At 70.5% G+C, this 22,783-nt stretch carries 24 protein-coding genes; 22 read left to right on the top strand and 2 right to left on the bottom strand.

Features of this window, described 5'->3' with window-relative positions:
• Window positions 1-55: 55 nt before the first annotated feature.
• The 4 genes from BM355_RS11695 to hpt all read left to right on the top strand — a co-directional run bounded on the left by BM355_RS11695 (window position 56) and on the right by hpt (window position 3,616).
• Window positions 56-568: a hypothetical protein gene (locus BM355_RS11695; RefSeq protein ID WP_091698785.1), complete on the top strand. Its 513-nt coding sequence runs from the start codon at window positions 56-58 to the stop codon at window positions 566-568.
• 69 nt (window positions 569-637) lie between these two features.
• Complete coding sequence (locus BM355_RS11690; protein WP_091698783.1) at window positions 638-1,825, top strand: zinc-dependent metalloprotease; 1,188 nt, start codon at window positions 638-640, stop codon at window positions 1,823-1,825.
• Window positions 1,826-1,878: 53 nt separating this feature from the next.
• Window positions 1,879-3,012, top strand: coding sequence for a tRNA lysidine(34) synthetase TilS (gene tilS / locus BM355_RS11685; RefSeq protein ID WP_245760787.1), 1,134 nt, complete (start codon window positions 1,879-1,881; stop codon window positions 3,010-3,012).
• Between the two features lie 52 nt (window positions 3,013-3,064).
• The gene (gene hpt, locus BM355_RS11680; RefSeq protein ID WP_091698781.1) at window positions 3,065-3,616 is read left to right on the top strand and encodes a hypoxanthine phosphoribosyltransferase; all 552 of its coding nucleotides are present in this window, start codon (window positions 3,065-3,067) and stop codon (window positions 3,614-3,616) included.
• A 136-nt stretch (window positions 3,617-3,752) separates the two neighbouring features.
• Here the strand turns inward: hpt and BM355_RS11675 are convergent, their stop codons facing one another.
• Window positions 3,753-4,448: a hypothetical protein gene (locus BM355_RS11675; RefSeq protein ID WP_143109493.1), complete on the bottom strand. Its 696-nt coding sequence runs from the start codon at window positions 4,446-4,448 to the stop codon at window positions 3,753-3,755.
• A gap of 664 nt (window positions 4,449-5,112) precedes the next feature.
• Between BM355_RS11675 and ftsH the strand changes: the two genes are divergently transcribed.
• The 9 genes from ftsH to BM355_RS11630 are packed head-to-tail and all read left to right on the top strand — an operon-like array spanning window position 5,113 to window position 13,487.
• On the top strand, window positions 5,113-7,203 hold the full coding sequence (ftsH, locus tag BM355_RS11670; RefSeq protein WP_091698777.1) for an ATP-dependent zinc metalloprotease FtsH: 2,091 nt from the start codon (window positions 5,113-5,115) through the stop codon (window positions 7,201-7,203).
• 32 nt (window positions 7,204-7,235) lie between these two features.
• Window positions 7,236-7,850 (top strand): GTP cyclohydrolase I FolE, encoded by a 615-nt coding sequence (folE, locus tag BM355_RS11665; RefSeq protein ID WP_091698775.1) that lies wholly within the window; start codon window positions 7,236-7,238, stop codon window positions 7,848-7,850.
• Window positions 7,851-7,872: 22 nt separating this feature from the next.
• Entirely contained in the window at window positions 7,873-8,802 is a 930-nt protein-coding gene (gene folP / locus BM355_RS11660; RefSeq protein WP_091698774.1) for a dihydropteroate synthase, read from the top strand.
• 2 nt (window positions 8,803-8,804) lie between these two features.
• A complete protein-coding gene (folB, locus tag BM355_RS11655) occupies window positions 8,805-9,188 on the top strand; it encodes a dihydroneopterin aldolase (RefSeq protein WP_091698773.1) in 384 nt (127 codons plus the stop codon).
• Window positions 9,185-9,715, top strand: coding sequence for a 2-amino-4-hydroxy-6-hydroxymethyldihydropteridine diphosphokinase (gene folK, locus BM355_RS11650; RefSeq protein WP_091698771.1), 531 nt, complete (start codon window positions 9,185-9,187; stop codon window positions 9,713-9,715). Before folB ends, folK begins: the two co-directional genes overlap by 4 nt.
• A complete protein-coding gene (locus BM355_RS11645) occupies window positions 9,712-10,284 on the top strand; it encodes a DUF3180 domain-containing protein (RefSeq protein WP_091698769.1) in 573 nt (190 codons plus the stop codon). Before folK ends, BM355_RS11645 begins: the two co-directional genes overlap by 4 nt.
• Window positions 10,244-10,798, top strand: a complete 555-nt coding sequence (locus tag BM355_RS11640) for a PH domain-containing protein (RefSeq protein ID WP_374785749.1) — start codon at window positions 10,244-10,246, stop codon at window positions 10,796-10,798. Before BM355_RS11645 ends, BM355_RS11640 begins: the two co-directional genes overlap by 41 nt.
• A 32-nt stretch (window positions 10,799-10,830) precedes the next feature.
• Entirely contained in the window at window positions 10,831-12,582 is a 1,752-nt protein-coding gene (locus BM355_RS11635) for a PH domain-containing protein (RefSeq protein ID WP_091698764.1), read from the top strand.
• Window positions 12,579-13,487: a Rossmann-like and DUF2520 domain-containing protein gene (locus BM355_RS11630; RefSeq protein WP_091698762.1), complete on the top strand. Its 909-nt coding sequence runs from the start codon at window positions 12,579-12,581 to the stop codon at window positions 13,485-13,487. The genes BM355_RS11635 and BM355_RS11630 overlap by 4 nt, the downstream gene beginning before the upstream one ends.
• Before the next feature lie 88 nt (window positions 13,488-13,575).
• Here BM355_RS11630 and BM355_RS11625 read toward each other — a convergent pair whose 3' ends face one another.
• Window positions 13,576-14,079: a low molecular weight protein-tyrosine-phosphatase gene (locus BM355_RS11625; RefSeq protein WP_091698907.1), complete on the bottom strand. Its 504-nt coding sequence runs from the start codon at window positions 14,077-14,079 to the stop codon at window positions 13,576-13,578.
• A gap of 194 nt (window positions 14,080-14,273) precedes the next feature.
• Between BM355_RS11625 and BM355_RS11620 the strand changes: the two genes are divergently transcribed.
• From BM355_RS11620 to BM355_RS11580, 9 genes are all read left to right on the top strand, one after another.
• Window positions 14,274-15,071 (top strand): hypothetical protein, encoded by a 798-nt coding sequence (locus BM355_RS11620; protein ID WP_091698759.1) that lies wholly within the window; start codon window positions 14,274-14,276, stop codon window positions 15,069-15,071.
• Window positions 15,072-15,205: 134 nt separating this feature from the next.
• Window positions 15,206-15,565 (top strand): phage holin family protein, encoded by a 360-nt coding sequence (locus tag BM355_RS11615; protein ID WP_177227946.1) that lies wholly within the window; start codon window positions 15,206-15,208, stop codon window positions 15,563-15,565.
• Complete coding sequence (locus BM355_RS11610) at window positions 15,562-16,227, top strand: DUF3618 domain-containing protein (protein WP_091698754.1); 666 nt, start codon at window positions 15,562-15,564, stop codon at window positions 16,225-16,227. The genes BM355_RS11615 and BM355_RS11610 overlap by 4 nt, the downstream gene beginning before the upstream one ends.
• A gap of 289 nt (window positions 16,228-16,516) precedes the next feature.
• Window positions 16,517-17,536, top strand: a complete 1,020-nt coding sequence (gene panC / locus BM355_RS11605; RefSeq protein ID WP_091698752.1) for a pantoate--beta-alanine ligase — start codon at window positions 16,517-16,519, stop codon at window positions 17,534-17,536.
• A 119-nt stretch (window positions 17,537-17,655) separates the two neighbouring features.
• Entirely contained in the window at window positions 17,656-18,132 is a 477-nt protein-coding gene (locus BM355_RS11600) for an SRPBCC family protein (protein ID WP_091698750.1), read from the top strand.
• Between the two features lie 158 nt (window positions 18,133-18,290).
• Window positions 18,291-20,312, top strand: a complete 2,022-nt coding sequence (locus BM355_RS11595; RefSeq protein ID WP_091698748.1) for a M13 family metallopeptidase — start codon at window positions 18,291-18,293, stop codon at window positions 20,310-20,312.
• 86 nt (window positions 20,313-20,398) lie between these two features.
• Complete coding sequence (lysS, locus tag BM355_RS11590) at window positions 20,399-21,943, top strand: lysine--tRNA ligase (RefSeq protein ID WP_091698746.1); 1,545 nt, start codon at window positions 20,399-20,401, stop codon at window positions 21,941-21,943.
• A gap of 4 nt (window positions 21,944-21,947) precedes the next feature.
• Entirely contained in the window at window positions 21,948-22,148 is a 201-nt protein-coding gene (locus BM355_RS11585) for a hypothetical protein (RefSeq protein ID WP_091698743.1), read from the top strand.
• A 224-nt stretch (window positions 22,149-22,372) separates the two neighbouring features.
• Window positions 22,373-22,672, top strand: coding sequence for a histone-like nucleoid-structuring protein Lsr2 (locus BM355_RS11580; protein WP_091698741.1), 300 nt, complete (start codon window positions 22,373-22,375; stop codon window positions 22,670-22,672).
• Window positions 22,673-22,783: the final 111 nt, after the last annotated feature.

Here is a 22,783-nt window from a genome sequence, read left to right as displayed (position 1 = left end):
TCGAGAGATGACCTGTCCTTTTGCGTCTGCAAACACTCAAGTGCACAATCAGGACATGCGTTCCGCCCCGGATGACCACCGCGACCAGCAGCGTGCCCTGTACGGCATGCCCCTCTCCGAGCGGTTCGGCGCGGTGATGCAGGCCTATGGGCTGAGCCAGCGGGCGCTCGCGGGCGTGCTCGGACTCTCCGCGCCCATGCTCTCCCAGCTGATCAGCGCCCAGCGGATCAAGATCGGCAACCCGGCGGTGTACGAGCGGCTGGTCATGCTGGAGGAGCGCCAGGACGAGACCGATCTGCCCGCCGTGCTCCAGCAGGTGCAGGACTCCGATCCCGTGCTGTCCACGGGCGTCTCGCGCGTTCGGCCCGCGGGGGAGTCCTCCCCGTCAGGATCTCCCGACGACGACCCCCGCCTCCCAGCGACCCTGGCCTCCCAGCTGGCGATGCTGGGCACCGCGGACCAGCTGCGCGCGGTGGTGGCCACGGCGCGGGCCGTGCAGGCCGAGGAGCTGGCGGGTCTGCTCCAGGCCGCCGCCGACCACGCCGCGGGCGCCTCGCCGGCCCGCTGAGCTGCGCTGAGCAGTTCTGACCGACGCCGGACCCACCCCACCTCCAGACTCCTGTGGTGGGATGGAGTCATGCAGACCACCCCCGCCCCGCAGTCCCTGGTCAACTGGGACCTGGCCGCCGCCACCGCCGCCCGTCTGAGCACCGCCGGACCCCGGTTCACCCGCCGCCAGGCGCTCAAGGAGGCCGACGGTCTGCGCTGGGCCGCGGACGCCTCCGTGGAGCACGTGCACCGGCTGACCGGACTGGACGCCGCCCGGGACCTGCGTGACTCCGAGGTCCTCGTGGTGGACCGTCCCACCTGGGCGCAGGCCAATGTGCAGGCCTTCTCCACGCTCCTCACTCCGGCGTTCGGACACCTGCGGCAGACCCGCCCGGAGGAGTTCGCCCGCGCCTCCACCGCCCTGGGCACCACCGCCACCGGGGTGGAGGCCGGCACCGTCCTGGCGTTCATGGCCTCCAAGGTCCTGGGCCAGTACGAGCCCTTCTGCGCCCTGCCCGGCCCGGACGGCACCGCCCCGGGACCGGAGGGTGGACGGCTGCTGCTGGTGGCACCGAACATCGCCGAGGTCCGGGTGGAGCTGAACGTGGACCCGGAGGACTTCCGCCTCTGGGTCTGCCTGCACGAGCAGACCCACCGCGTGCAGTTCGCGGCCGCCCCCTGGCTGCGCGAGCACCTGCGCACCGAGATCACCGCACTCGTCTCCGGCATGTTCGACAAGGCCGAGACCCTCCCGGACCGCCTCACCTCCGGGCTGCGCTCCCTGGCCGGCAGCGCCCGTTCCGGGGGGAGTCCCCGCCACCAGGTTCCCGACGACGGCCCCTCACCTGAGGCCTCGGGTTCCGGTGACGCTGAGGTCCCGTCCGCCTCCATGGGACTGTTGGACCTGATCCAGGACCCCGAGGACAAGGCTCGCCTGTCCCACCTGACGGCCGTGATGTCCCTGCTGGAGGGGCATGCCAACGTGGTGATGGACGGGATCGACTCCTCCGTGGTGCCCACCGTGAAGACCATCCGGCAGCGCTTCGACCATCGCTCCGCCCACCGTTCGGCCCTGGACCGGTGGATGCGCCGCCTGATGGGGATGGACGCCAAGATGCGCCAGTACCGGGACGGCCAACGGTTCGTGAAGCACGCCGTGCAGCAGATGGGGATGGACGCGTTCAACATCGTCTGGGACGGGCCCGAGCACCTGCCCACCGAGACCGAGCTGCACCACCCCCAGCAGTGGGTCGAGCGGATGCGGGGTCGGTCCTGAGCACCCCGTCCGGCCCGGATCTCTGGCCGCCGCCGACCCGGTGGCCGCAGCCGTTGCAGCGCGCCGTGCGTGCGGTGCAGGAGATGATCCGCGGCCAGTGGAGTGTGCTGGTCGGGCTCTCCGGCGGTGCGGACTCCCTGGCGCTCGCGGTGGCGCTCGCCGAGGTCCGACGTCTCGAGGAGAACGCACGGTCTGGCGGCTGCGCCCTGCCCCCGGGGGACATGCCTCCACCGCTGCACACCGGGGCGCTGGTGGTGGACCACGGACTGCACCCGGACTCGGCCGAGGTGGCTCGGCGTGCTGCCGAGTGCGCGCGCCGATTGGGGTTCCAGGAGGTCCTCGTCCGACGAGTCCACGTGCCCACGGGCCGCGAGCCGGGAGCCGAAGCAGGGCCGGAGGCGGCCGCGCGGAAGGCCCGCCACGAGGCGTTCGACCAGGCGCTGCAGGCGACCGGGGCGCAGTCCATCCTGCTCGCCCACACGCGGGACGATCTGGCCGAACAGGTGCTGCTGGGACTGGCCCGCGGCTCCGGCACCCGGTCCCTGGCCGGCATCCCCGTGCGCCGAGGACCGATCCTACGACCGCTGCTGGAGCTGACCCGTCAGGACACCGAGCAGATCTGCCGCTGGGCCGGACTGCAGTGGTGGGAGGACCCCGCCAACGCCGACCCCGCCTATCTCCGTTCGCGCGTGCGCACGCAGATCCTGCCCGCCCTCGAGGACCCCGAGACGGGACTCTCGCCCGGGCTGCGGGGGGCGCTCGCTCGCACCGCACAGATCGCCGCCGAGGACGCCGAGGCCCTGGACCTGTGGGCCGAGGACGAGCTGACCCGCCTCACCCTGCCGGGGGGCACCCCCGGTGAGCTGGACGGGGAAGGCGCCGGCCGTCGTCGGGAGGGTGTGACTCTGGACTCACTGGCCCTGGACCTGGAGGGACTGGCCGCCCTGCCCACCGCCGTGCGGCTGCGCGTCCTCCTCTCCGCCGCCCGGGCCTGTGGGGCGCGGGACCTCACGCGGGAGCGGGCGCAGGCCGTGGATCGGCTGGTCGCGGCGCGCTCGCAGGGGGGAGGCTCGGCCGGTCCGGTGCAGCTGCCGGGTGGGGTCGTCGCCCACCGTGAGCGGGCTGCGGGGTATGCGAGACTGGTGCTCTACGCCCCCGGCTCGGCCACAGAGCGTGCGCCCAGCTGACCCCGTCCCCCTCGGCCCACCGCGGCCACTCGACACTGCAGGAGCAGCCCCCATGGATGCACAGGACGTTCACGGCGACCTGGACCACGTGCTCATGACCAAGGAGCAGATCCAGGAGACCGTCCAGGGCCTGGCCGCCCAGATCGATCGCGACTACGAGGGCAAGGACGTCCTGCTGGTGGCCGTGCTCAAGGGCGCCGTGATGATCATGGCCGACCTCTCCCGGGCCATGCACTCCCACGTCACGCTGGACTTCATGGCCGTCTCCTCCTACGGCTCCGGCACCCAGTCCTCCGGCGTGGTCCGCATCCTCAAGGACCTCGAGACCGACCTGATGGGCCGCCACGTGCTGATCGTGGAGGACATCATCGACTCCGGTCTGACCCTGTCCTGGCTCAAGACCAACCTCGAGTCCCGCGGCCCGGCCTCGGTGGAGATCTGCGCGCTGCTCCGCAAGCCCGAGGCGATGAAGGTCGAGATCGACGTGAAGTACGTGGGCAAGGACATCCCCAACGAGTTCGTGGTCGGCTACGGCCTGGACTTCGCCGAGAAGTACCGCAACCTGGACTTCATCGGCACCCTGGCGCCGCACGTCTACTCCTGACGGGCCACTCCCCGCGGTGGGCTGGTCTGCGCCCGCGAGACTGAAACCCGCGCCCGTCTGTGGATCGAGTGATGCGGTCCTGTCGCCGAGCGAATCTCCGCTGTTCGCTGGGCGACATCTCCGCATCAGTCGAGTCTCAGCGACGCGCTGAAACCCCGCTGGGCGACTGACTCAGCACTCGTCTGACCTGCTCCACGGCCGTCCGAAATCCCTGGGCGGCATCCACGGCATCGAACCTCAGGTTGGTCCACCCCTGCCGGACGAACGCCTGCTCCCTGCGGATGTCACGGTGGAGCTGTTCCTCGGACCGGTGATGACGTCCTTCGTAGTGGATGGCGATGCGCCACTGCGGGTACCCCAGGTCGGCGGTGGCCGGAAAATGGGCACTGTATTCCGGATCCCAGCACTGCACCTGCAGCTGGGGTTCGGGCAGCCCCGCCATGATCAGGGCCAGACGCAGCTCTGTCTCCTTGGGAGAGTCCGATCCCACCCGGATCAAGGACAGAGCCTTCCGGGCCACAGTGATCCCGCGGACGCCGGTCGAGCGCTGGAGCTGTTCTTCGAGACGTCCGGGAGTGGTCCACGCCGCCGGCCGGCGCTCCTCCACCCAGGCGTAGGGAGTCCGGACGAGGGAGTCGCCCAGGATCGTGAGCTCGTCGACACTGAACAGGTGGGCACAGTCCAGCCAGGTCCGTTCCACTGAGGTCGCCCTCCGTCCGTCGACCACTGCGATGTCCTCCAGCTCCAAGGCCAGCCGATGGGTGGTGACGCCCGGGCGCGAGGTCGGTGGCCGATGGGGAGGGCGGGCGATGTGGACCGGAGCCTCCGTCACGAACCTCTGTGGCAGCCACCAACCGCGTGCGGCAGCGGCGCTGGTGTGGGACAGGGCGGCATCGGGGATGGCGTCCAACACCGCTCGGGCCCGGTGATCGGCCGTGGCGGGAGAGATCTCTCGGACGATGCCCTCCAGCTCTGCGGTGGGGTGCGGCGCGGACCGCGGTCGGCTACCCGATCTCCGACCCAGCGGTACCTTCCTCGGTTGACGCGCAGGATGTCCCGGCGGCGGAGTCGTTCCGGGTGTACGCCGGCATTCAGGGCCTCCGATCGAGTGAAGATCCGCCCGTGCAGTGATACGGGGATCGGTTCCGGGGCTGCCATCTGATCAGTGTGAGTCCTCTGGGCGCACTGTTCGGTGGGTTGTCCACAGGATGCAGATCTCCTGTGGACAGTGTTCGGCTGGGGCGGGGCGTCGGATGCGGGGCAATGCCTCCCGAGAGATGCGGTCCTGTCGCCGAATCGAGTCTGAGTGGCTGGACGGCGACAGCTTGGCAACAATCCGGGTCAGGCGCCGCGGATCTGGGGGTCGTTGTCCACCGGTCGCGAACGGGTGGCCGAGTTCTCAGGCCGGGCCGGTACCGTGGACGCGTACCGCTGTGCCCTGCGCCCCCTGATCCTCGGTGGCTGGGCGGGCCGCTGTCGTGATGTCAGGAGAGCTGTTGGACGCCAAGAAGATCTTCAAGGGACCGATCATCTGGATCGTGCTCGCCTCCCTGCTGCTCCTGCTGATCGTGCCCGCCTTGACCCAGGGCAGCAACGCCCGCGTGGACACCAACGTGGGCATCCAACTGCTCAAGGACGACAAGGCGTCCCAGGCCAAGATCGAGGACGGCGAGCAGCGGGTGGACCTCACCCTGCGGGAGGACCTGGAGCTGGACGGCCGGGACCTGGGCAAGAACGTCTACTTCTACTTCTCCGAGGCGCGCGCCGAGGACGTGGTGCAGGAGGTCAACTCCTCCTCCCTGGACGGCTTCACGGACCAGCCGGTGCAGAGCAACTGGCTGCTCTCCATGCTCGGCTTCATGATCCCGTTCATCCTGATCGCCCTGCTCTTCTGGTTCCTGCTCTCGCGCATGCAGGGCGGCGGCGGCAAGGTCATGCAGTTCGGCAAGTCCCGGGCCAAGCTGATCACCAAGGACATGCCCCAGGTGACCTTCGCGGATGTGGCCGGCGCCGAAGAGGCGGTGGAGGAGCTGCATGAGATCAAGGAGTTCCTCGCCGAGCCGGCCAAGTTCCAGGCGGTGGGCGCCAAGATCCCCAAGGGCGTGCTGCTGTACGGCCCTCCCGGCACCGGCAAGACCCTGCTGGCCAAGGCCGTGGCCGGTGAGGCCGGCGTGCCCTTCTACTCCATCTCCGGTTCGGACTTCGTGGAGATGTTCGTGGGTGTGGGCGCCTCTCGTGTGCGTGACCTGTTCGAGCAGGCCAAGACCAACGCCCCGGCCATCATCTTCGTGGACGAGATCGACGCCGTGGGACGTCACCGCGGTGCCGGCATCGGCGGCGGCAACGACGAGCGCGAACAGACCCTGAACCAGATGCTGGTGGAGATGGACGGCTTCGACTCCACCACCAACGTCATCCTGATCGCGGCCACCAACCGCCCGGACGTGCTGGACCCGGCTCTGCTGCGTCCAGGACGCTTCGACCGGCAGATCCCCGTGGAGGCCCCGGACCTGAACGGGCGCGCCAAGATCCTCGAGGTCCACGCCCAGGGCAAGCCCATGGTGCCCGGCATCGACCTGCGCTCCCTGGCCAAGCGCACCCCCGGGTTCACCGGCGCGGACCTGGCCAACGTCCTCAACGAGGCCGCCCTGCTCACCGCCCGCTCCAACGCGCAGCTGATCGACGACCGCGCTCTGGACGAGGCCGTGGACCGCGTGATGGCCGGGCCGCAGAAGCGCACGCGCCTGATGAAGGAGCACGAGCGCAAGGTCACCGCCTACCACGAGGGCGGTCACGCCCTGGTGGCCGCTGGCCTGCGCAACTCGGCTCCGGTCACCAAGATCACCATCCTGCCGCGCGGCCGGGCCCTGGGATACACCATGGTGGTCCCGGAGGACGACAAGTACTCGGTGACCCGCAATGAGCTGCTGGACCAGCTGGCCTATGCCATGGGCGGGCGCGTGGCCGAGGAGATCATCTTCCACGACCCCTCCACCGGCGCCTCCAATGACATCTCCAAGGCCACGGACACCGCACACAAGATGGTGACCGAGTACGGCATGAGCAACCGGGTCGGTGCGGTGAAGCTCGGCTCCGGCGGGTCCGAGCCGTTCGTCGGACGGGACATGGGCTCCAGCCGGGAGTACTCCGAGCAGGTCGCCGCCCTGGTGGACGAAGAGGTCCGGATCCTGCTGGACAACGCCCATGCCGAGGCCTACTGGATCCTCAATGAGAACCGGGACATCCTGGACCGTCTGGCCTATGAGCTGCTGGAGAAGGAGACCCTGAACCAGGAGCAGATCGCGGAGATCTTCGCCGAGGTGCGCCGCCGCGAGCCCCGCCCGGTATGGCTGAGCGCCGAGGACCGTCCGGTCTCGGACATCCCCCCGGTGCTCTCCCCGTCCGAACGCCGCGCCCAGCTGGCGGACGGACAGTCCGGTGAAGGCGGCTCAGAGACCCCGGTAGACCCGGAGTCCACCTCGGATTCCCTGGGTCCCACCGTGGATCCCACCCCGGGCGGTCAGCTTCCCGGAGACGGCGACGGCGGCGCCCCGGGTGGACCGTCCACCGGCCCCACCCTGCCCTGAGGGCATGAGACGCAGAAGGCGAGAGGCAGCAGATGAGCGCTGAGACACCTGAGCAGGCCGAGTCGGCCCAGAGCACGCCGAACCCGGTCGACCTGCCCCGGATCGAGGCTGCCGTCCGCGAGATCCTCGAGGCCGTCGGCGAGGACCCGGACCGTGAGGGCCTGCGGGACACCCCCGCGCGGGTGGCCCGGGCCTACGCCGAGTTCTTCTCCGGGCTGCACCGGGACCCGTCTGAGGTCCTGGGCACCACCTTCGACCTCTCCCATGAGGAGCTGGTCCTGGTGAAGGACATCCCCTTCTACTCCACCTGTGAGCACCACCTGGTGCCCTTCCACGGGCGGGCGCACATCGGCTACATCCCCTCCAAGCAGGGCCACGTGACCGGGCTGAGCAAACTGGCCCGGCTCGTGGAGATCTACGCCCGGCGTCCGCAGGTCCAGGAACGGCTGACCACGGAGATCGTCGAGGCGCTGATGAGCCACCTGCACCCCCAGGGGGCGATCGTGGTCATCCAGGCCGAGCACATGTGCATGTCCATGCGAGGCGTGCGCAAGCCCGGCGCTCAGACCGTCACCTCCGCCGTTCGTGGCCAGCTGCGGGACGCCACCACCCGTGCCGAGGCGATGAGCCTGATCCTCAACGGCTGACCGCCTCTCGAAAGGAGACCTCATGGACTCGATGGCAGCAGGACCGGGCACCGGCCCGGCCACCGGAGCGATGACCGTGGTGCGCAAGGTCAGGTGCCGCACCCTGGCCGACCTCCCCACCGACCGCACCCTGGTGATGGGCATCCTCAACGTCACCGAGGACTCCTTCTCCGACGGCGGGGCGTACCTGGACCAGGAGGCCGCTATCCAGCACGGCCTGGCCCTGCACCACTCCGGCGCGGACCTCATCGACGTGGGCGGAGAGTCCACCCGCCCCGGGTCTGAGCCGATCGCCTCCGCCACCGAGCAGGCTCGAGTACTGCCCGTGGTCGAGGCCCTGGTCACGGCGGGCGCCGTGGTCTCCCTGGACAGCCGTCACACGGACACCGCTGAGGCCGCCCTGAAGCTCGGCGAGGTGATCATCAACGACGTCTCCGGGTTGCAGCACGAGGAGGCCATGCCAGAGCTGATCGCCCGCACCGGGGCGCACTACATCCTGATGCACAACCGGGGCGACTCCCGCACCATGGACTCCCTGACCGACTACGACGACGTGGTGCAGGACGTGATCGCGGAGCTCACCGAGGTCCGAGACCGGTTCCTGGCCGCCGGGGTGAAGCCCGAGCAGATCATCCTCGACCCGGGACTGGGCTTCGCCAAGACCGGCGAGCAGAACTGGGAGCTGCTGCGCGGGCTCGAGCAGATCCAGCAGCTGGGCCACCCGGTGCTGGTCGGGGCCTCCCGCAAGCGGTTCCTGGGCACGCTGCTCACTCAGCGTCCCGGTGGCGCTCGGCAGGAGCCGGCCCCGGCCGAGCGGGACCACGCCACGGCCGCCGTCACGGCCCTGAGCGCCGCGCACGGTGCCTGGGCGGTGCGCGTGCACGATGTCCCCGCCTCGATCGACGCGGTGCTCGCCGCAGCCGCCTGGACCGGCCAGGCGGAGCAGGGCTGAGCATGACCGGGACCGAGGCCGCACCGGACACCATCGCCCTGCGCGGACTGCGTGCGCGCGGATTCCACGGTGTCTTCGAGCATGAGCGCCGGGAGGGACAGGACTTCATCACCGATGTCCTGCTCCACCTTGACGCCGGCCCGGCCGCGTCGCAGGACGACCTCGCCTCCACCGCGAACTACGCGGAGGTGGCCGCCACCGTGGAACGGATCGTCACCGGTGATCCCGTCGACCTGATCGAGACCGTCGCCCTGCGGATCGCCACCGCCGTCCTCCAGGAGCAGCCCGTGGCGGCCTCGGTGGAGGTCACCGTGCACAAGCCCCAGGCGCCGATCCCCGCCGACTTCGCCGACGTCTCGGTGACGGTCCGCCGGAGCCGGACTTGAGCGGCACCGCCGACGCGCTGGGCCAAGCGCCTGATCAGCCAGTCCACGCCGTGCTCGCCCTGGGTGCGAACCTCGGAGATCCCGCCGCCACGCTCAGTCAGGCCGTCCAGGACCTGGCGGACACTCCCGGGATCACGCTGACCGGAACCTCACCGCGTGCGGTGACGGCCGCCGTCGGGGGGCCTGCCGGTCAGCCGGACTACCTCAACCAGGTGCTCACCGTGTCCACCACCCTCTCACCTCGCGCCCTGCTGGCCGCCTGCCAGGCGGTGGAGCAGGCCCACCACCGGACCCGGGACGTGCGGTGGGGGCCGCGGACCCTGGACGTGGACGTGATCGCCTACGGGCAGCTGCGCAGCGAGCACCCGGAGCTGACCCTGCCTCATCCCCGCGCCCGTGAACGGGCGTTCGTGCTCGCGCCCTGGTCCTGGCTGGACCCCGAGGCCATGCTGGAGGGAGCACGTGTGGCCGAGCTGGCTGACCAGGCGGCGGACGCGGGCACCGTGCGCCGGGAGGAGAGCCGATGAACACCATTCGCCCCCTGTGGCTGCTGATCATCCTGGGCGCGGCCGGAGTGCTGGGCTGGTGCGCCACCCTGATCACCGCCGGTGCCGGACTGAGCGCCCCCGTGCTGGGCCTGCCCTCGGTCATCACCCTGGCCGCGGTGGGGCTGATCGTGCTGGTGCTGGGCCTGCGAGTCCGCCGTGACCAGGATCGCCCGGCGGGGGCACGGATGGACCCGCTGGCGGCCGCACGCACTTTGGTCCTGGCTCAGGCCGGGGCCTACGCTGGATCACTGATCGCCGGGTGGCACGCCGGAGTGCTGGTGCATCTGCTGGGCGCCACCGGGCCGGGCAGCCGCACCACGAACGACGCCTGGGTCATGGTGATCGCCGGACTCGTGCTGGTCATCCTGGGATACGTGGTGGAGCAGTTCTGCCGCATCCCCCCGGAGGACGGGACCGGGGGAGGCAACGGTGTGAACGGGACGCCGCGCCAGGGCATGCCGCGCACCGACCAGGGGCCGGCCTACGGACGGGAAGGGGACCACGGACATGAGCACTATGGACCGCACACCAGACGCACGCGAAGCTGATGCGGCAGGGCAGGGGATCGAGCTGCACGGGGTGCAGTGGACTCCGGTCTCCCCGAAGCTGATTCCCGCACGCTTCATCAGCGCCATCATCAACACGGTCATCTGGACCGCCCTGTTCTCCGTGCCGCTCGTGCTGCACCTGCTCGGTCCCTGGTCGGGGTACCCCGCCTGGCTGGCGTGGGGCGTTCCGGCCGTGGTGCTGGCGATGTTCCTGGTCAACCTGGCCCTGATCCCGCGCCGCGTCCGTGCCCTGGGCTACGCCGAGCGTGAGGACGACCTCCTGCTGCGCTCCGGGCTCTGGTTCCGCCGCGTGATGGCCGTGCCGTACGGCCGTCTGCAGTACCTGGATGTCAAGGACGGGCCGGTCCAGCGCCGTTTCGGCATCCGCACCCTGGAGTTCCAGACCGCCTCTGCCGCCACCGACGCCACCCTGCCCGGCATCCCCGCCGCGGAGGCCGACCGCCTCCGGGAGGAGCTGGTGGCCCGCGGCCAGACCCGTCTGGCCGGACTGTGAGCGCCCCGCACCCCGCCCCGGGACCAGGGCCGATGCAGAGCACCCACGGGACGCATGGCGTCCAGACCGCCCAGACCGCCGACGGCGCATGGCACCGGGTCCATCCCATCAGTCCCCTGGTGCGCGGCTGGTTGGTGCTGGCCGGTCTGCTCTTCTTCTTCATCCAGTCCGCCGGTGAAGACGTCGTGCAGGTGCTGTTCGAGGGGGGACAGTTCCGCGCCGCCCGGGGTCTGGGCATCTCCCTGGCGATCTTCGGCGGCATCTTCGTGCTCGCTCTCATCGCCTTCTTTCTCTCCTGGCGGTTCACCCGCTACCGCCTCACCCCGGAGACCGTCCAGCTGCACACCGGCATCATCTTCCGCCAGCGCCGCGAGGTCCGGCTGGACCGCGTGCAGGCGGTGGACCTGCGCCAACCACTGCTCGCGAGGATCGTGGGCCTGGCGGAGCTGAAGTTCGAGGCGGCCGACGGCGGCTCCTCGGCCATGGCACTGGAGTTCATCAAGCGCGACGAGGCCGAGGCCCTGCGCCGGGAGATCATGGGCCGTGCCTCGGGCATCCAGTCCGGAGTGGACCCTGACGTGGCCGCCGATCCCCAGGCCCGCGCCGTCGCGGGCCCGTCAGATCCTGCGGATCCTTCCGGACACCCCCATCCCGACGACGGCCGGGACCTGGCGCTGGAAGGCGCCGGGGCCGTCGTCGGGCAGGTGGGCAAGGGCCGCTCCGGCCTGCCCGAGGCGCCGGAGCAGGTGATGCTCCAGGTCCCTGCCGGACGGCTGATCGGTTCGGTGCTGCTGGGCACCGGCATGACCACGCTCGTGGTCGCGGCGCTCTCCCTGGGCGTGGTGCTGGGCGTGATCTGGTGGTTCAACGGGCAGGAGCTGCCGCCGGAGGCCACGCGCGGTGTGCTGCTGGGCTCGATCCCGGTGGCGATCTCCTCGGTGGGTGCCGTGTGGTCGCAGTTCAACTCCGGGTACAACTTCACCGTGGCCACCGCCTCGGACGGGCTGCGCCTTCGCTACGGCCTGCTGGAGACCAGCCAGCAGACCGTGCCGCCGGGGCGGGTCCAGGCGATCAAGGTGCACCAGCCGCTGCTGTGGCGTCCGTTCGGCTGGCACCGGATGGTGGTGAACGTGGCCGGGTACGGCAGCCTGTCCGAGGCCGCGGACGCCAAGAAGTCACTGGTGCTGCCGGTGGGTCCGTTCGAGGACGTCCTGCGCGTGCTGAGCGTCGTGGCCCCGGATCCCGGCGTGCGGGAGGGCGAGGAGGCGGCGCAGATCATCCGCACGGGCGTGGTGGGCTCCGGCGAGGACCAGGGCTACCGTCATTCCCCGCGCAGCGCCCGCTGGGTGGATCCGCTGACCTGGCGGCGCAACGCGGTGCGCAGCACGCAGACCATGATGCTGATCCGCGGGGGCAGGCTGACCCGCCGGCTGACGCTGATGCCGCACGAGCGTGTGCAGTCGCTGTCCGTGGAGCAGGGGCCCTTGGAGCGTCGGCTCGGTCTGGCCGTCCTCAACCTGCACTCCACCATGGGTCCGGTCACGCCCGGCCTGCGGCACGCGGATGTGTCGGTGGCGCTGGAGCTGTTCGAGCAGGAGTCGGCCATCGCCGCGGTCTCGCGCCGGATGAGCGACCGCAACCAGTGGATGCGCCCGGAGGAGCGGGCCCGGTTCGAACGGCGCACCGTGGAGGCCGTGGAGAAGGTCGAGGAGCTCTCCGACGAACGCCCGTCCGCCGTGGCTGTGGATTCAGCCCCGTCCCCACCCCAGGAGCCCGCCCGATGACCTCCACCCCGGACCAGCGCCCTGGCCGTCTCGGCGTCGGCGTGATCGGCGTCGGCAAGGTCGGTGCCGTGCTGGGCGCCGCCCTGCGCAACGCCGGCCACGTGGTGACGGGTGTCCACGCCGTCTCGGAGGCCTCCCGCACCCGCGCCGAGGCCCTGCTGCCGGACGTGCCGATCCTGGAGATCCCCGAGATCCTGCGCCGCTCCGAACTGGTGCTGCTGGCCGTCCCGGACGACGTCCTGCCCGATCTCGTCTCCGGTCTGGCCACCGCCGGTCACCTGCAGGCCGGGCATCTGCTGGTGCACACCTCCGGCCGCTACGGCACCTCCGTGCTGGATCTTGCGCGCGCCTCCGGGGCCATCCCGTTGGCCATCCACCCCGCCATGACGTTCACCGGACTGAGTCTGGATCTGGCCCGGCTCAAGGACTGCATGTTCGGGGTGAGCGCGGACGGGATCGTGCTGCCGGTGGCACAGGCGCTGGTGGTGGAGATGGGCGGGGAGCCCGTGGTCATCGCCGAGGCCGACCGCGGGACCTATCACGCCGCCCTGGCGCACGCCTCGAACCACCTGGTCACCCTGACAGCGCAGTCCCGCCAGCTGCTGGAGTCGATCGGCGTGGAACAGCCCGACCGCATGCTCTCCCCGCTGATGCACGCCGCCCTGGAGAACTCACTGGCCGACGGCGATTCGGCCCTGACCGGACCGGTGGCTCGGGGTGATGTGGGCACGGTGCGTCGTCACCTGGACGTGCTCTCCGAACTGGTGCAGGACGGCCTTCCCGACGACGTCCGCCTCGCCTACCAGCAGATGGCGCGGGTCACCACGCTCCGCGCCCTCCAGCGCGGAGCGCTCAAGGAGTCCGTGGCCCGCGAGCTGCTGGACGTCCTCGCCGACCACCCCTGACCGTTCCTCACCCCCGGCCCGGAAACTCCCTCCCCTGCAGGGGCGTGGGTTTCCGGTGCGGGGGTGCAGAAGCACGCCCGGCCGGCTCTCAGACCGCGTGCCGCTGGACGGTCTCCTCCAGGGAGCCGTCCTGCAGGGCGGCCACCAGGCCGTCCACGGCCTCCTCGATCTGGTCGTACATGGAGACATAGGCCTCCCGCGGGTGGCCGTAGGGGTCCGGCACCGCGCGGGCTCCGGACTCGGCCGCGTCCGAGGCGAAGGCGCCCAGCGGCACGACCTTGGCCCGATCCCTGGCCGTCCGGGCCAGCGCGCGCACGTCCTCGCCGTTGGACTCGTCCATCACCAGGATCAGGTCCGTGGTGTCGAAGTCCTCGGCGCTGAACTGCGCGGCCACCGTGGTGAACGCGTAGCCGCGGGACTCCCCCTCGGCCTGGCTGAGCTCATGCGGGGGCCCACCCAGGTGGTAGTCGGAGGTGCCGGCCGAGCTCACCGTGACGTCCTCCAGCCCGGCCTGCTCGAGGCGGTGCAGCAGCACCGCCTCCGCGGCAGGCGATCGGCAGATGTTCCCCAGGCAGACGGTCATGATGTGCATGCCCCCAGTCTGGCCCATCGGGCCCGGTCGAGGGCTCCGATACCTCAGGCTCCCCCCGGCTTGCATAGGGGGGTTCACTGTCTGCGTACAGCCGCTCGGCCCCTGGTGAGGAGCCGGTGCCGGGCCTAACGTCAGGACGGAGGCCGCCTGCTCCTGTCCGTGGGGCTCGGCGGCCGGGATCGGAAGGACACCCCATGACAACGAACCCGGATCAGTCGGCGAACGTGCCCGGCACGGTCAGCAAGAAGGACGCGGCCCAGGATGCGGCGCGTCAGGAGGCCGGTCAGCTCGGCCACGAGGCCAAGGACGCCGTGCGTGACGTGGCGGGAACCGTCCGCGAGGAGGTCGGCCACGTCAAGGACGAGGCCGTCCAGCAGGTCAAGTCCCTGGCCGGATCCGCCAAGGACGAGGTCGGGTTCCAGCTCTCCGCCCAGCAGGAGCGCCTGGCCGGCCAGTCCCGCACCGTCTCGGATGACCTCGAGCGCATCTCCCGCGGCGAGAAGCCCGAGTCCGACCTGGTCAACCAGGCCGTCTCGATGATCTCCCAGCGGGCACGGACCCTGACCGAGCAGCTGGAGACCAAGGAGCCCCAGGACCTGCTGGAGGACGTGCGCCGCTTCGCCGCGCGCCGGCCCGGCACGTTCCTGGCGATCGCCGCCGGCGTCGGACTGCTGGCCGGTCGACTGACCCGCGGGCTGAAGGACGCCCAGGACGACTCCCAGACCTCCGGTGAACTGGTGCCGCGCCGCACCTACGGCTCCCCGGCTCCGGTGCCCGCTGCCGCCCCGCCGGCCTACGCTCCCCAGGACACCCTGGACTCCCAGCCTGGCATCCAGACCGGTGCTCCGGCCGTGGACGGCACCCCCGGTCTTCCGCCCACTCCCGGCGCCCCCGGCACTCCCGGCACGCCGGGAACCCCGGACACCCCGCGTGTCCCGGGCACCCAGTACCCGGACACTCCGGGAACCCAGAACACGGGAGGCCGCTCGTGACCACCGACCCCCGTCACTTCGGACCGCCGGTCGGCGGCGTGGGCGCACCGGGGGAGCAGGCCAGCGGCGTGGGGTCCACCGAGGCCCCCCTGCCCGAGGCCGAGCACCGGGCGCGCACCGAGTCCCTCGGTGAGATGTTCACCAGCTTCGCCGACCACCTGACCACGCTGATGCGCCAGGAGATCACCCTGGCCAAGGCCGAGGCCACCGCCGAGGCCAAGAAGGCCGGCACCGGCGCAGGCATGCTCGCCGGAGCCGCTGTGGCCGGGTTCCTGCTGCTGCTGTTCCTGTCCATGGCGCTGATGTGGGCCCTGAGCTCGCTCATGCACCTGGGCTGGGCCGCGCTGATCGTGGCCGTGCTCTGGGGCATCGCCGCAGCCGTGCTGGCCCAGATGGGCAAGAAGCACTTCGACCGCATGAAGGGTCTGCCGCAGACCCAGGAGACCGTTCAGGAGATCCCTGCGACCCTGAACCCCAGCAAGGAGACCCCATGAGCAACAACCCCGATGAGATTCGCGCCGACATCGAGCGCACCCGCCAGGAGCTGGGCCGTGACGTGGACGCCCTGGCGGAGAAGGTCAATCCCACCAAGGCCGCCCATCGTCAGGGCGATCGCGTCCGCGAGGGCGTGCGCAACCTCAAGGAGTCGGTGATGGGCACCCCGGACCCGTACGCACACCAGGCCCCCACGCTGGGCGCCAAGGCGGAGAACGCCGCCTACGACGTCCAGCACGCCGCCGAGGGCGTGGCCCACGATGTGCGCGACCGCGCGGAGGACGCCGTCCACGCCGTGCAGAACGCCCCGGCCACGGTGCGCCGCAGCACGCGCGGCAACCCGCTGGCCGCCGGGCTGATCGCCCTGGGCGCCGGCTGGCTGGTCGGCTCCCTGATCCCGGCCTCCCAGAAGGAGCAGGACGCTGCGGAGCGGCTCAAGGACCAGGCCGGCCCGGTGGTGGACGAGGCCAAGTCCGCGGCCCAGGAGATGGGCCAGAGCCTGAAGTCCGAGGCCCAGGAGGCCATGGAGTCCGTCAAGGAGACCGCCGCCGAGGGCGCCGAGCACGTCAAGGGCGAGGGCCAGCAGAAGGCCGGCGAGCTCAAGGACGACTCCACCCGTGCCGCCCAGCACGTCAAGGGAGCCGTCCAGGACGGGAAGTGACCGCCTGAGCTCCAGACCGAGGCCCCCTCCGGACCCATCCGGAGGGGGCCCCGTTGCGCCTGCCCCCTGGGCGCCCCAGGAGGCGTCGCGGAGGATTCATTCCGACCTCGGCCACTCGCCTTACCGGCGTCGTCCGGCGGCCACGGTGGGAGAGGTTCACTGGTCCCCGTAGACCGGCGCCCCCACCGTCCCACCGCTACACCGACTTCCGGACCGGGGCCGACCCGAACCCCCACGGCGACCTGGAGGGCATGGTCCTCACCTTCCTGCGGGGACCTAGACTCGAGCCGTGACTCCGCTCGACCGCGTCCCCGACCGCACCCCCGTCCCCACCGGCACCGGCCTGACCCTCGAGGACACGGCACGCCCGCTGGCCGCGGGGCAGACCCGGCCGCAGATCACGACGACGAAGGCCGAGTTCCGCGCGGCCCTCGCCGAGTGCGTGGGGCAGGCGGTGCAGGACGGGCTGGAGGCGCCCACCGTCGGACTGGTGCCCACCATGGGCGCTCTGCACGGCGGTCATGCGGCCCTGGCGCGTCAGGCGCGGGCGGAGAACGACATCGTGGTGGCCAGCGTCTTCGTCAACCCGCTGCAGTTCGGGGACCCCTCCGACCTGGAGCACTACCCCCGCACCCTCGAGGCCGACGCCGACCTGCTCGGCGCCGAGGGCTGTGACCTGGTGTTCGCCCCCTCGGTGGAGGAGATGTACCCCGGATACCCGGACGGGCCGATCATCCGGGTCTGCTCCGGCCGGATGGGCGCCGTGCTCGAGGGCGCCTCCCGGCCCGGGCACTTCGACGGCGTCTGCACCGTGGTGGTCAAGCTCTGGGGCCTGGCCCTGCCCGTGGACGCCCCCGCTCCGGCCCGGCTGCGCAGCTACTTCGGCCAGAAGGACGCCCAGCAGCTGGCCATCCTGCGCCGCACCGCCCAGGACCTGGACTTGCCGGTGGAGATCCGCCCGGTGGCCCTGGTGCGCTCCCCGGAGGGGCTGGCCCTGTCCAGCCGCAACACGCGCCTGGACTCGGCCGGGCTGGACGCCGCCCTGGTGCTCTCTCGGGCCCTGCAGTCCCTGCGGGACGCTGCCGAGGCCGAGCGCCCCCTGGACGTGAAGGCCGCCCGCCGGATCATCGAGGCCGAGCCGCTCGCCAGCCTGGACTACCTGGAGGTCGTGGACCACGACACCCTGGAGCCGCTCACCGCAGACCAGCTGACCGCGCCCCTGCAGCGTGAGGCGCTGGCCCTGGTCGCGGCCACCGTGCAGCCCGTGCGGCTGATCGACAACATGATCCTGCCTGCGGCCGCCGCCTGACCCAGTCGTGCTCGTCCCCTCACCGGACCCCAGCGGACCTGTTCGCTGGTGGCACAAGAGGCGACCGGCCGTCGTCGTGCCCTTGAAAACGTGTCCGGGCCAGCCGCTAGGTTGGGACCATGGCTACCAATGAGACCGCCCATGGCGAGAAGAAGCAGAGCGTGACCCGCACCATCGAGGCCCCGGCCAAAGACATTTTCGACGTCCTGACCCTCCCGGCCCGTCACCACGAGTTCGACGGCTCGGAGATGGTCCGGTCGGACGAGAAGTCCCAGCGGATCCAGCAGGTCGGCGATGTGTTCACCATGAACATGCACGCCGAGGCTATGGGTGGGGATTACCAGACAGACAACCATGTAGTGGCGTACGACGAGAACAAGTTGGTCGGCTGGAAGCCCGCCCCGGCCGGCGAGGTGCCCGGCGGCTGGCAGTGGGTCTACACCCTGCAGGCCGTAGATCAGGACACCACCGAGGTCACCCTCACCTATGACTGGGAGCAGGTCACCGACCAGAAGCTGCTGGACAAGAACCTGTTCCCCATGGTCAGCGAGTCCCAGATGGAGGACTCCCTGGCCCGTCTGTCCTCGGTGGTCTGATCCTCCGCCTGCCCTGAGGATCGCTAGGATCGTCAGACACTGCAGCGTCCGGTGGCCATGGCTGCCGGACGCTGGTCTGCATCGACGGCCGGCCCAGCGCCAGCGCCGCCGGATGCCCCTGCATCGCCCGCACCCCTGAGACCGTACCAGGAGCACTCGTGACCGAGACCGTGAACGCCCAGCCCACCGCCCGCGAGGACCTCTTCCGTCACGTGAACGGTGCGTGGCTGGACTCCGTGAGCATCCCCGCTGACCAGGGTGCGTACGGGTCCTTCCAAGAGCTGCGGGACGCCTCTGAGCTGGCCGTGCGGCGGCTGTGCGAGAGCGCCGCCACCGGGGTTGACACCTCCTCCGGCCCGTTCACCGCCGGGCATGACGAGGACGGTGCTCGCCGCCGGATCGGCGCGCTCTACGCCTCGTTCATGGACGAGGAGCGGGTCGAGGGACGTGGCCTGGAGCCGATCCTGGCGGACCTGGCGGAGATCGAGACCGTCACGGACCTGCCCGGCTTCCTGGAGCTGAGCGGGCGGTTCCAGCGTCAGGGCATCAGCGGGCTGGTGCAGACCGGTGCGCTGAACGACGCCGGCAACCCCGAGCGGATGCTGCTGCACCTGCTGCAGGACGGACTGGGACTGCCGGACGAGTCCTACTACCGCGAGGAGAAGTTCGCCGAGATCCTGGCCGCCTACCGGGTGCACGTGGCGCGGCTGTTCACCCTGGCCGGGATCGGCGGGGACTCCGGGGAGACCCAGGCGGACGCGGACCGCGTGGTGGAGCTGGAGACCCGGATCGCCGCCCACCACTGGGACGTGGTGAAGGTCCGGGACGCCGTGGCCCGCTACAACCTGATGGACCGGTTTGGCCTGATCGAGCTGTTCCCGCTGGCCGAGCACTGGCTGCGCGGCGTGGGCGTGGACGGGGACCGCAGCGCCGAGGTGGTCGTCTGGCAGCCGGACTTCCTGACCGGACTGCAGCAGGTGCTGGAGGACACCGACCTGGCCGACCTCAAACTCTGGCTGGACCTGCAGCTGCTGCGCTCGCGTGCACCGTACCTGGCCGCAGCGTTCCAGGAGGAGCACTTCGACTTCTACGGTCGCCGTCTGGCCGGCACGGAGGAAGACCGTCCTCGCTGGAAGCGAGCGGTGGCCTTCGCCAACGGTGCCGTGGGTGAGGACATCGCCCGGCTCTACGTGGCCCAGCACTTCCCGGAGACCCACAAGGCCGTGATGGACCGGCTGGTGAACACGTTGATGGAGGCCTACCGCCGCTCCATCTCCACCCTGGAGTGGATGGGGGAGCAGACCCGCCAGAAGGCGCTGGAGAAGCTGTCCATGTTCACCCCCATGGTCGGCTACCCGGTGAAGTGGATCGACTACTCCGCGCTCACCGTGGACCCCTCGGACCTGGTGGCCAACGTCCGCGCGGCCTCCGCCTTCGCCTTCGAGCGGGACCTGGCCAAGATCGAGACCGGCCCGGACCCGGAGGAGTGGCACATGACCCCGCAGACGGTCAACGCCTACTACTCCCCGCTGGAGAACGCCATCGTCTTCCCCGCGGCCATCCTGCAGGCCCCGTTCTTCGACCCCGAGCGCAGCCCGGCTGAGAACTTCGGCGCGATCGGCGCGGTGATCGGCCATGAGATCGGCCACGGCTTCGACGACCAGGGCTCCCACTACGCCGGTGACGGCTCGCTGAAGAACTGGTGGACGGACGAGGACCGGGCCGCCTTCGAGGAGCGCACCGCCCGCCTGGTGGACCAGTACGACTCCCTGCGTCCTGCCGAGGCCCCGGACCACACGGTCAACGGCCGGCTCACCCTGGGGGAGAACATCGGCGACCTGGGCGGTCTGGGCATCGCCTACCAGGCGTTCACCATCTGGCGGGAGGAGAATCCCGACGACGACGCCCCGGAGAGCGCCTCGGATCCCCTGGACCAGGTCTCGCCGGAGGAGCGGGCCGCCGAGCAGGACCGCGCCTTCTTCGCCGCCTGGGCCGAGTGCTGGCGCCAGCTGACCCGCACCGAGACCGCGATCACCCGGATCACCTCGGATCCGCATTCCCCCAACGAATTCCGCTGCAACCAGGTGGTGAAGAACCTGGACGCCTTCCACGAGGCCTACGGCACGCAGCCCGGGGACCCCATGTGGATGGAGCCGGAGGAGCGCGTCACCATCTGGTGAGCCTGGTCGGTCAGCTGGGGACCGGGGCCGGCCCGGGGGCGCCCCCGGGGCTGCCGCCGCCCTGTCCGCCCGTAGACTGGACGACTGTGACGACCCAGAACCAGCCTGCCCAGACCCCCGCCGCCCCCGCCTCTGCCGAGCAGAGTGCCGAGTCCCGCGACCAGCGCCAGGTGCGTCTGGACAAGCGCGCTGAGATCCTGGCCGCTGGTCAGGACCCGTTCCCGGTGGCGGTTCAGCGCACCCACTCTCTGGAGCAGGTGCGCGAACGCTTCCCGGACCTGGAGCCTGGTGCCGAGACCGGTGAGAAGGTCGGGGTCGCCGGCCGCGTGGTGTTCCTGCGCAACACCGGCAAGCTCTGCTTCGCCACGCTGCAGGAGGGAGGCTCGGACGGGTCCGGCCAGCGCCTGCAGGTGATGGTCTCCCTGGCCAACGTCGGCGAGGACTCCCTGGCCCGGTGGAAGCACCTGGTGGACCTGGGCGACCACCTCGTGGTGCAGGGTGAGGTCATCTCCTCGCGCCGCGGAGAGCTCTCGGTGATGGCCGACTCCTGGGAGATGGCCTCCAAGGCGTTGCGTCCGCTGCCGGTGCTGCACGCCGACCTCAATGAGGAGACCCGCGTCCGCCAGCGCTACGCGGATCTGATCGTGCGCCCTGAGGCTCGCCAGATGGTCCACACCCGGGCCGCCATCATCCGCTCCATCCGCCGCACCCTGGAGGACCGCGGCTACGTGGAGGTGGAGACCCCCATCCTGCAGCTGATCCACGGTGGTGCCCAGGCCCGTCCGTTCGGCACCCATCTGAACGCCTTCGATCAGGACATGACCCTGCGCATCGCCACCGAGCTGTACCTCAAGCGCGCCGTGGTGGGCGGGATCGACCGGGTCTTCGAGATCGGCCGGGTCTTCCGCAACGAGGGCGTGGACTCCACGCACTCTCCGGAGTTCACCACCCTGGAGTCCTACGAGGCGTGGGCGGACATGTACGTCATGGCCGAGCGGATGCAGGAGATGATCCTCAACGCCGCTGACGCCATCGGTGCCGGCCGTCAGATCGAGACCCCGCGCGGCACCGTCAACCTGGATGGAGAATGGCGCTGGCTGGCCGTCTACCCGGGGCTGTCCGAGGCCGTGGGCCGGGAGATCACTCCGGACACCCCCGCTGAGGAGCTGCGTGCCCTGGCTGCCGAGCACGAGGTCTCCGTGGACCCCGCCTGGGGTGCCGAGAAACTGGTCATGGAACTCTTCGGGGAGATCGTCGAACCCACCCTGATCGACCCGACCTTCGTCTACAACTACCCGCCGGCGGCCCAGCCGTTGGCCCGCCAGCACCGGTCCGAGCCCGGCGTGATCGAGGCCTGGGACCTGATCATCGGCGGCATGGAGCGCGGGACCGCCTTCTCCGAGCTGATCGACCCGGTCATCCAGCGTGAACGCCTCACCCAGCAGTCCCGGGCGGCCGCGGCCGGTGACGACGAGGCCATGCAGCTGGACGAGGACTTCCTGCGGGCCCTGGAGTACGGGGCACCGCCCATGGGCGGTATCGGCCTGGGCATCGACCGGCTGGTGATGCTGTTCACCGGCGTCGGCATCCGCGAGACCATCCTGTTCCCCCTGCTGAAGCCGGAGGCCTGACCTCGTGGACACCTTCTGGGAGTACTTCTCCGTCCTGGCTCCTTCTGTGGGGCTGGCTCTGATCTTCTGGCTCGTCATGCGCTCGCTGTTCCGCGCTGATGCCGGGGAGCGCAGCGCCAAGGCCGCCGCAGAGGAGCGCGAAGCCCAGGAATGGGCACGTCTGCGTGACCAGGGTGAGACACCGGATTCCGAACCCCGTCTCTGAAGGGAATTCACGATCGCTCTCCCCTGAGGGGATTGATCGGTTGCCCGAGGCGGGATTCTCGAGGCGAGTTTCCCTCATTACCTGAATCTGTATACGATGAGGTGGATGGTGAGCCCGATGCCGATAATCGGGGGTTGAAAGTCTCGCTGAACTCATCGAATGGAACGAACGGATTCTTACGGTGAGAGTTCGCCATCCTTCACCCACCAACAGAGTAGGAATCCATGGCGCAGAAAGTGGAAGTGGTTCTCGTCGACGATTTGGACGGCCAGCCGGCCGATGAGACGGTTCAGTTCGCGATTGACGGACGGCATTACGAAATCGACCTGTCAGCCGATCATGCCAAGGAGCTGCGTGGTGTCCTGAAGCCGTACATCAAGAAGGCTCGTGCTGTGGCGCCCCCGGCGCCCTCCACCGAGGCCGCCAAGATCCGCGAATGGGCCCAGAAGAACGGCTACGAGGTCTCCCAGCGAGGTCGCCTGCACCGCGACATCGTCGAGGCCTACCGCAACTCCAAGAAGTGACCGGTGCCCCCGCCGCGGGGCATCGACGATGCGCCGGACCGTGACGGTTCCGCGCGTTCGGGCGTCCTCCGGGCGGCTGTTCTCCCAGTGGCGAACAGTCGCCCGGTGGCA

The sequence above is a fragment of the Micrococcus terreus genome, from assembly GCF_900116905.1.
GTDB lineage: Bacteria > Actinomycetota > Actinomycetes > Actinomycetales > Micrococcaceae > Citricoccus > Citricoccus terreus.
The sequence above is the reverse complement of the archived record's forward strand: the minus strand, read 5'-3'. Positions and strand labels throughout refer to the sequence as shown.

Bases quoted from the DNA above. Each gene is read 5' to 3' on its own strand.
- BM355_RS11695 (WP_091698785.1), top strand. From the start codon at position 56: ATGCGTTCCGCCCCGGATGACCACCGCGACCAGCAGCGTGCCCTGTAC.
- BM355_RS11690 (WP_091698783.1), top strand. From the start codon at position 638: ATGCAGACCACCCCCGCCCCGCAGTCCCTGGTCAACTGGGACCTGGCC.
- hpt (WP_091698781.1), top strand. From the start codon at position 3,065: ATGGATGCACAGGACGTTCACGGCGACCTGGACCACGTGCTCATGACC.
- folE (WP_091698775.1), top strand. From the start codon at position 7,236: ATGAGCGCTGAGACACCTGAGCAGGCCGAGTCGGCCCAGAGCACGCCG.
- folP (WP_091698774.1), top strand. From the start codon at position 7,873: ATGGACTCGATGGCAGCAGGACCGGGCACCGGCCCGGCCACCGGAGCG.
- folB (WP_091698773.1), top strand. From the start codon at position 8,805: ATGACCGGGACCGAGGCCGCACCGGACACCATCGCCCTGCGCGGACTG.
- BM355_RS11645 (WP_091698769.1), top strand. From the start codon at position 9,712: ATGAACACCATTCGCCCCCTGTGGCTGCTGATCATCCTGGGCGCGGCC.
- BM355_RS11640 (WP_374785749.1), top strand. From the start codon at position 10,244: ATGAGCACTATGGACCGCACACCAGACGCACGCGAAGCTGATGCGGCA.
- BM355_RS11635 (WP_091698764.1), top strand. From the start codon at position 10,831: ATGCAGAGCACCCACGGGACGCATGGCGTCCAGACCGCCCAGACCGCC.
- BM355_RS11630 (WP_091698762.1), top strand. From the start codon at position 12,579: ATGACCTCCACCCCGGACCAGCGCCCTGGCCGTCTCGGCGTCGGCGTG.
- BM355_RS11625 (WP_091698907.1), bottom strand. From the start codon at position 14,079: ATGCACATCATGACCGTCTGCCTGGGGAACATCTGCCGATCGCCTGCC.
- BM355_RS11620 (WP_091698759.1), top strand. From the start codon at position 14,274: ATGACAACGAACCCGGATCAGTCGGCGAACGTGCCCGGCACGGTCAGC.
- BM355_RS11615 (WP_177227946.1), top strand. From the start codon at position 15,206: ATGTTCACCAGCTTCGCCGACCACCTGACCACGCTGATGCGCCAGGAG.
- BM355_RS11610 (WP_091698754.1), top strand. From the start codon at position 15,562: ATGAGCAACAACCCCGATGAGATTCGCGCCGACATCGAGCGCACCCGC.
- BM355_RS11600 (WP_091698750.1), top strand. From the start codon at position 17,656: ATGGCTACCAATGAGACCGCCCATGGCGAGAAGAAGCAGAGCGTGACC.
- BM355_RS11580 (WP_091698741.1), top strand. From the start codon at position 22,373: ATGGCGCAGAAAGTGGAAGTGGTTCTCGTCGACGATTTGGACGGCCAG.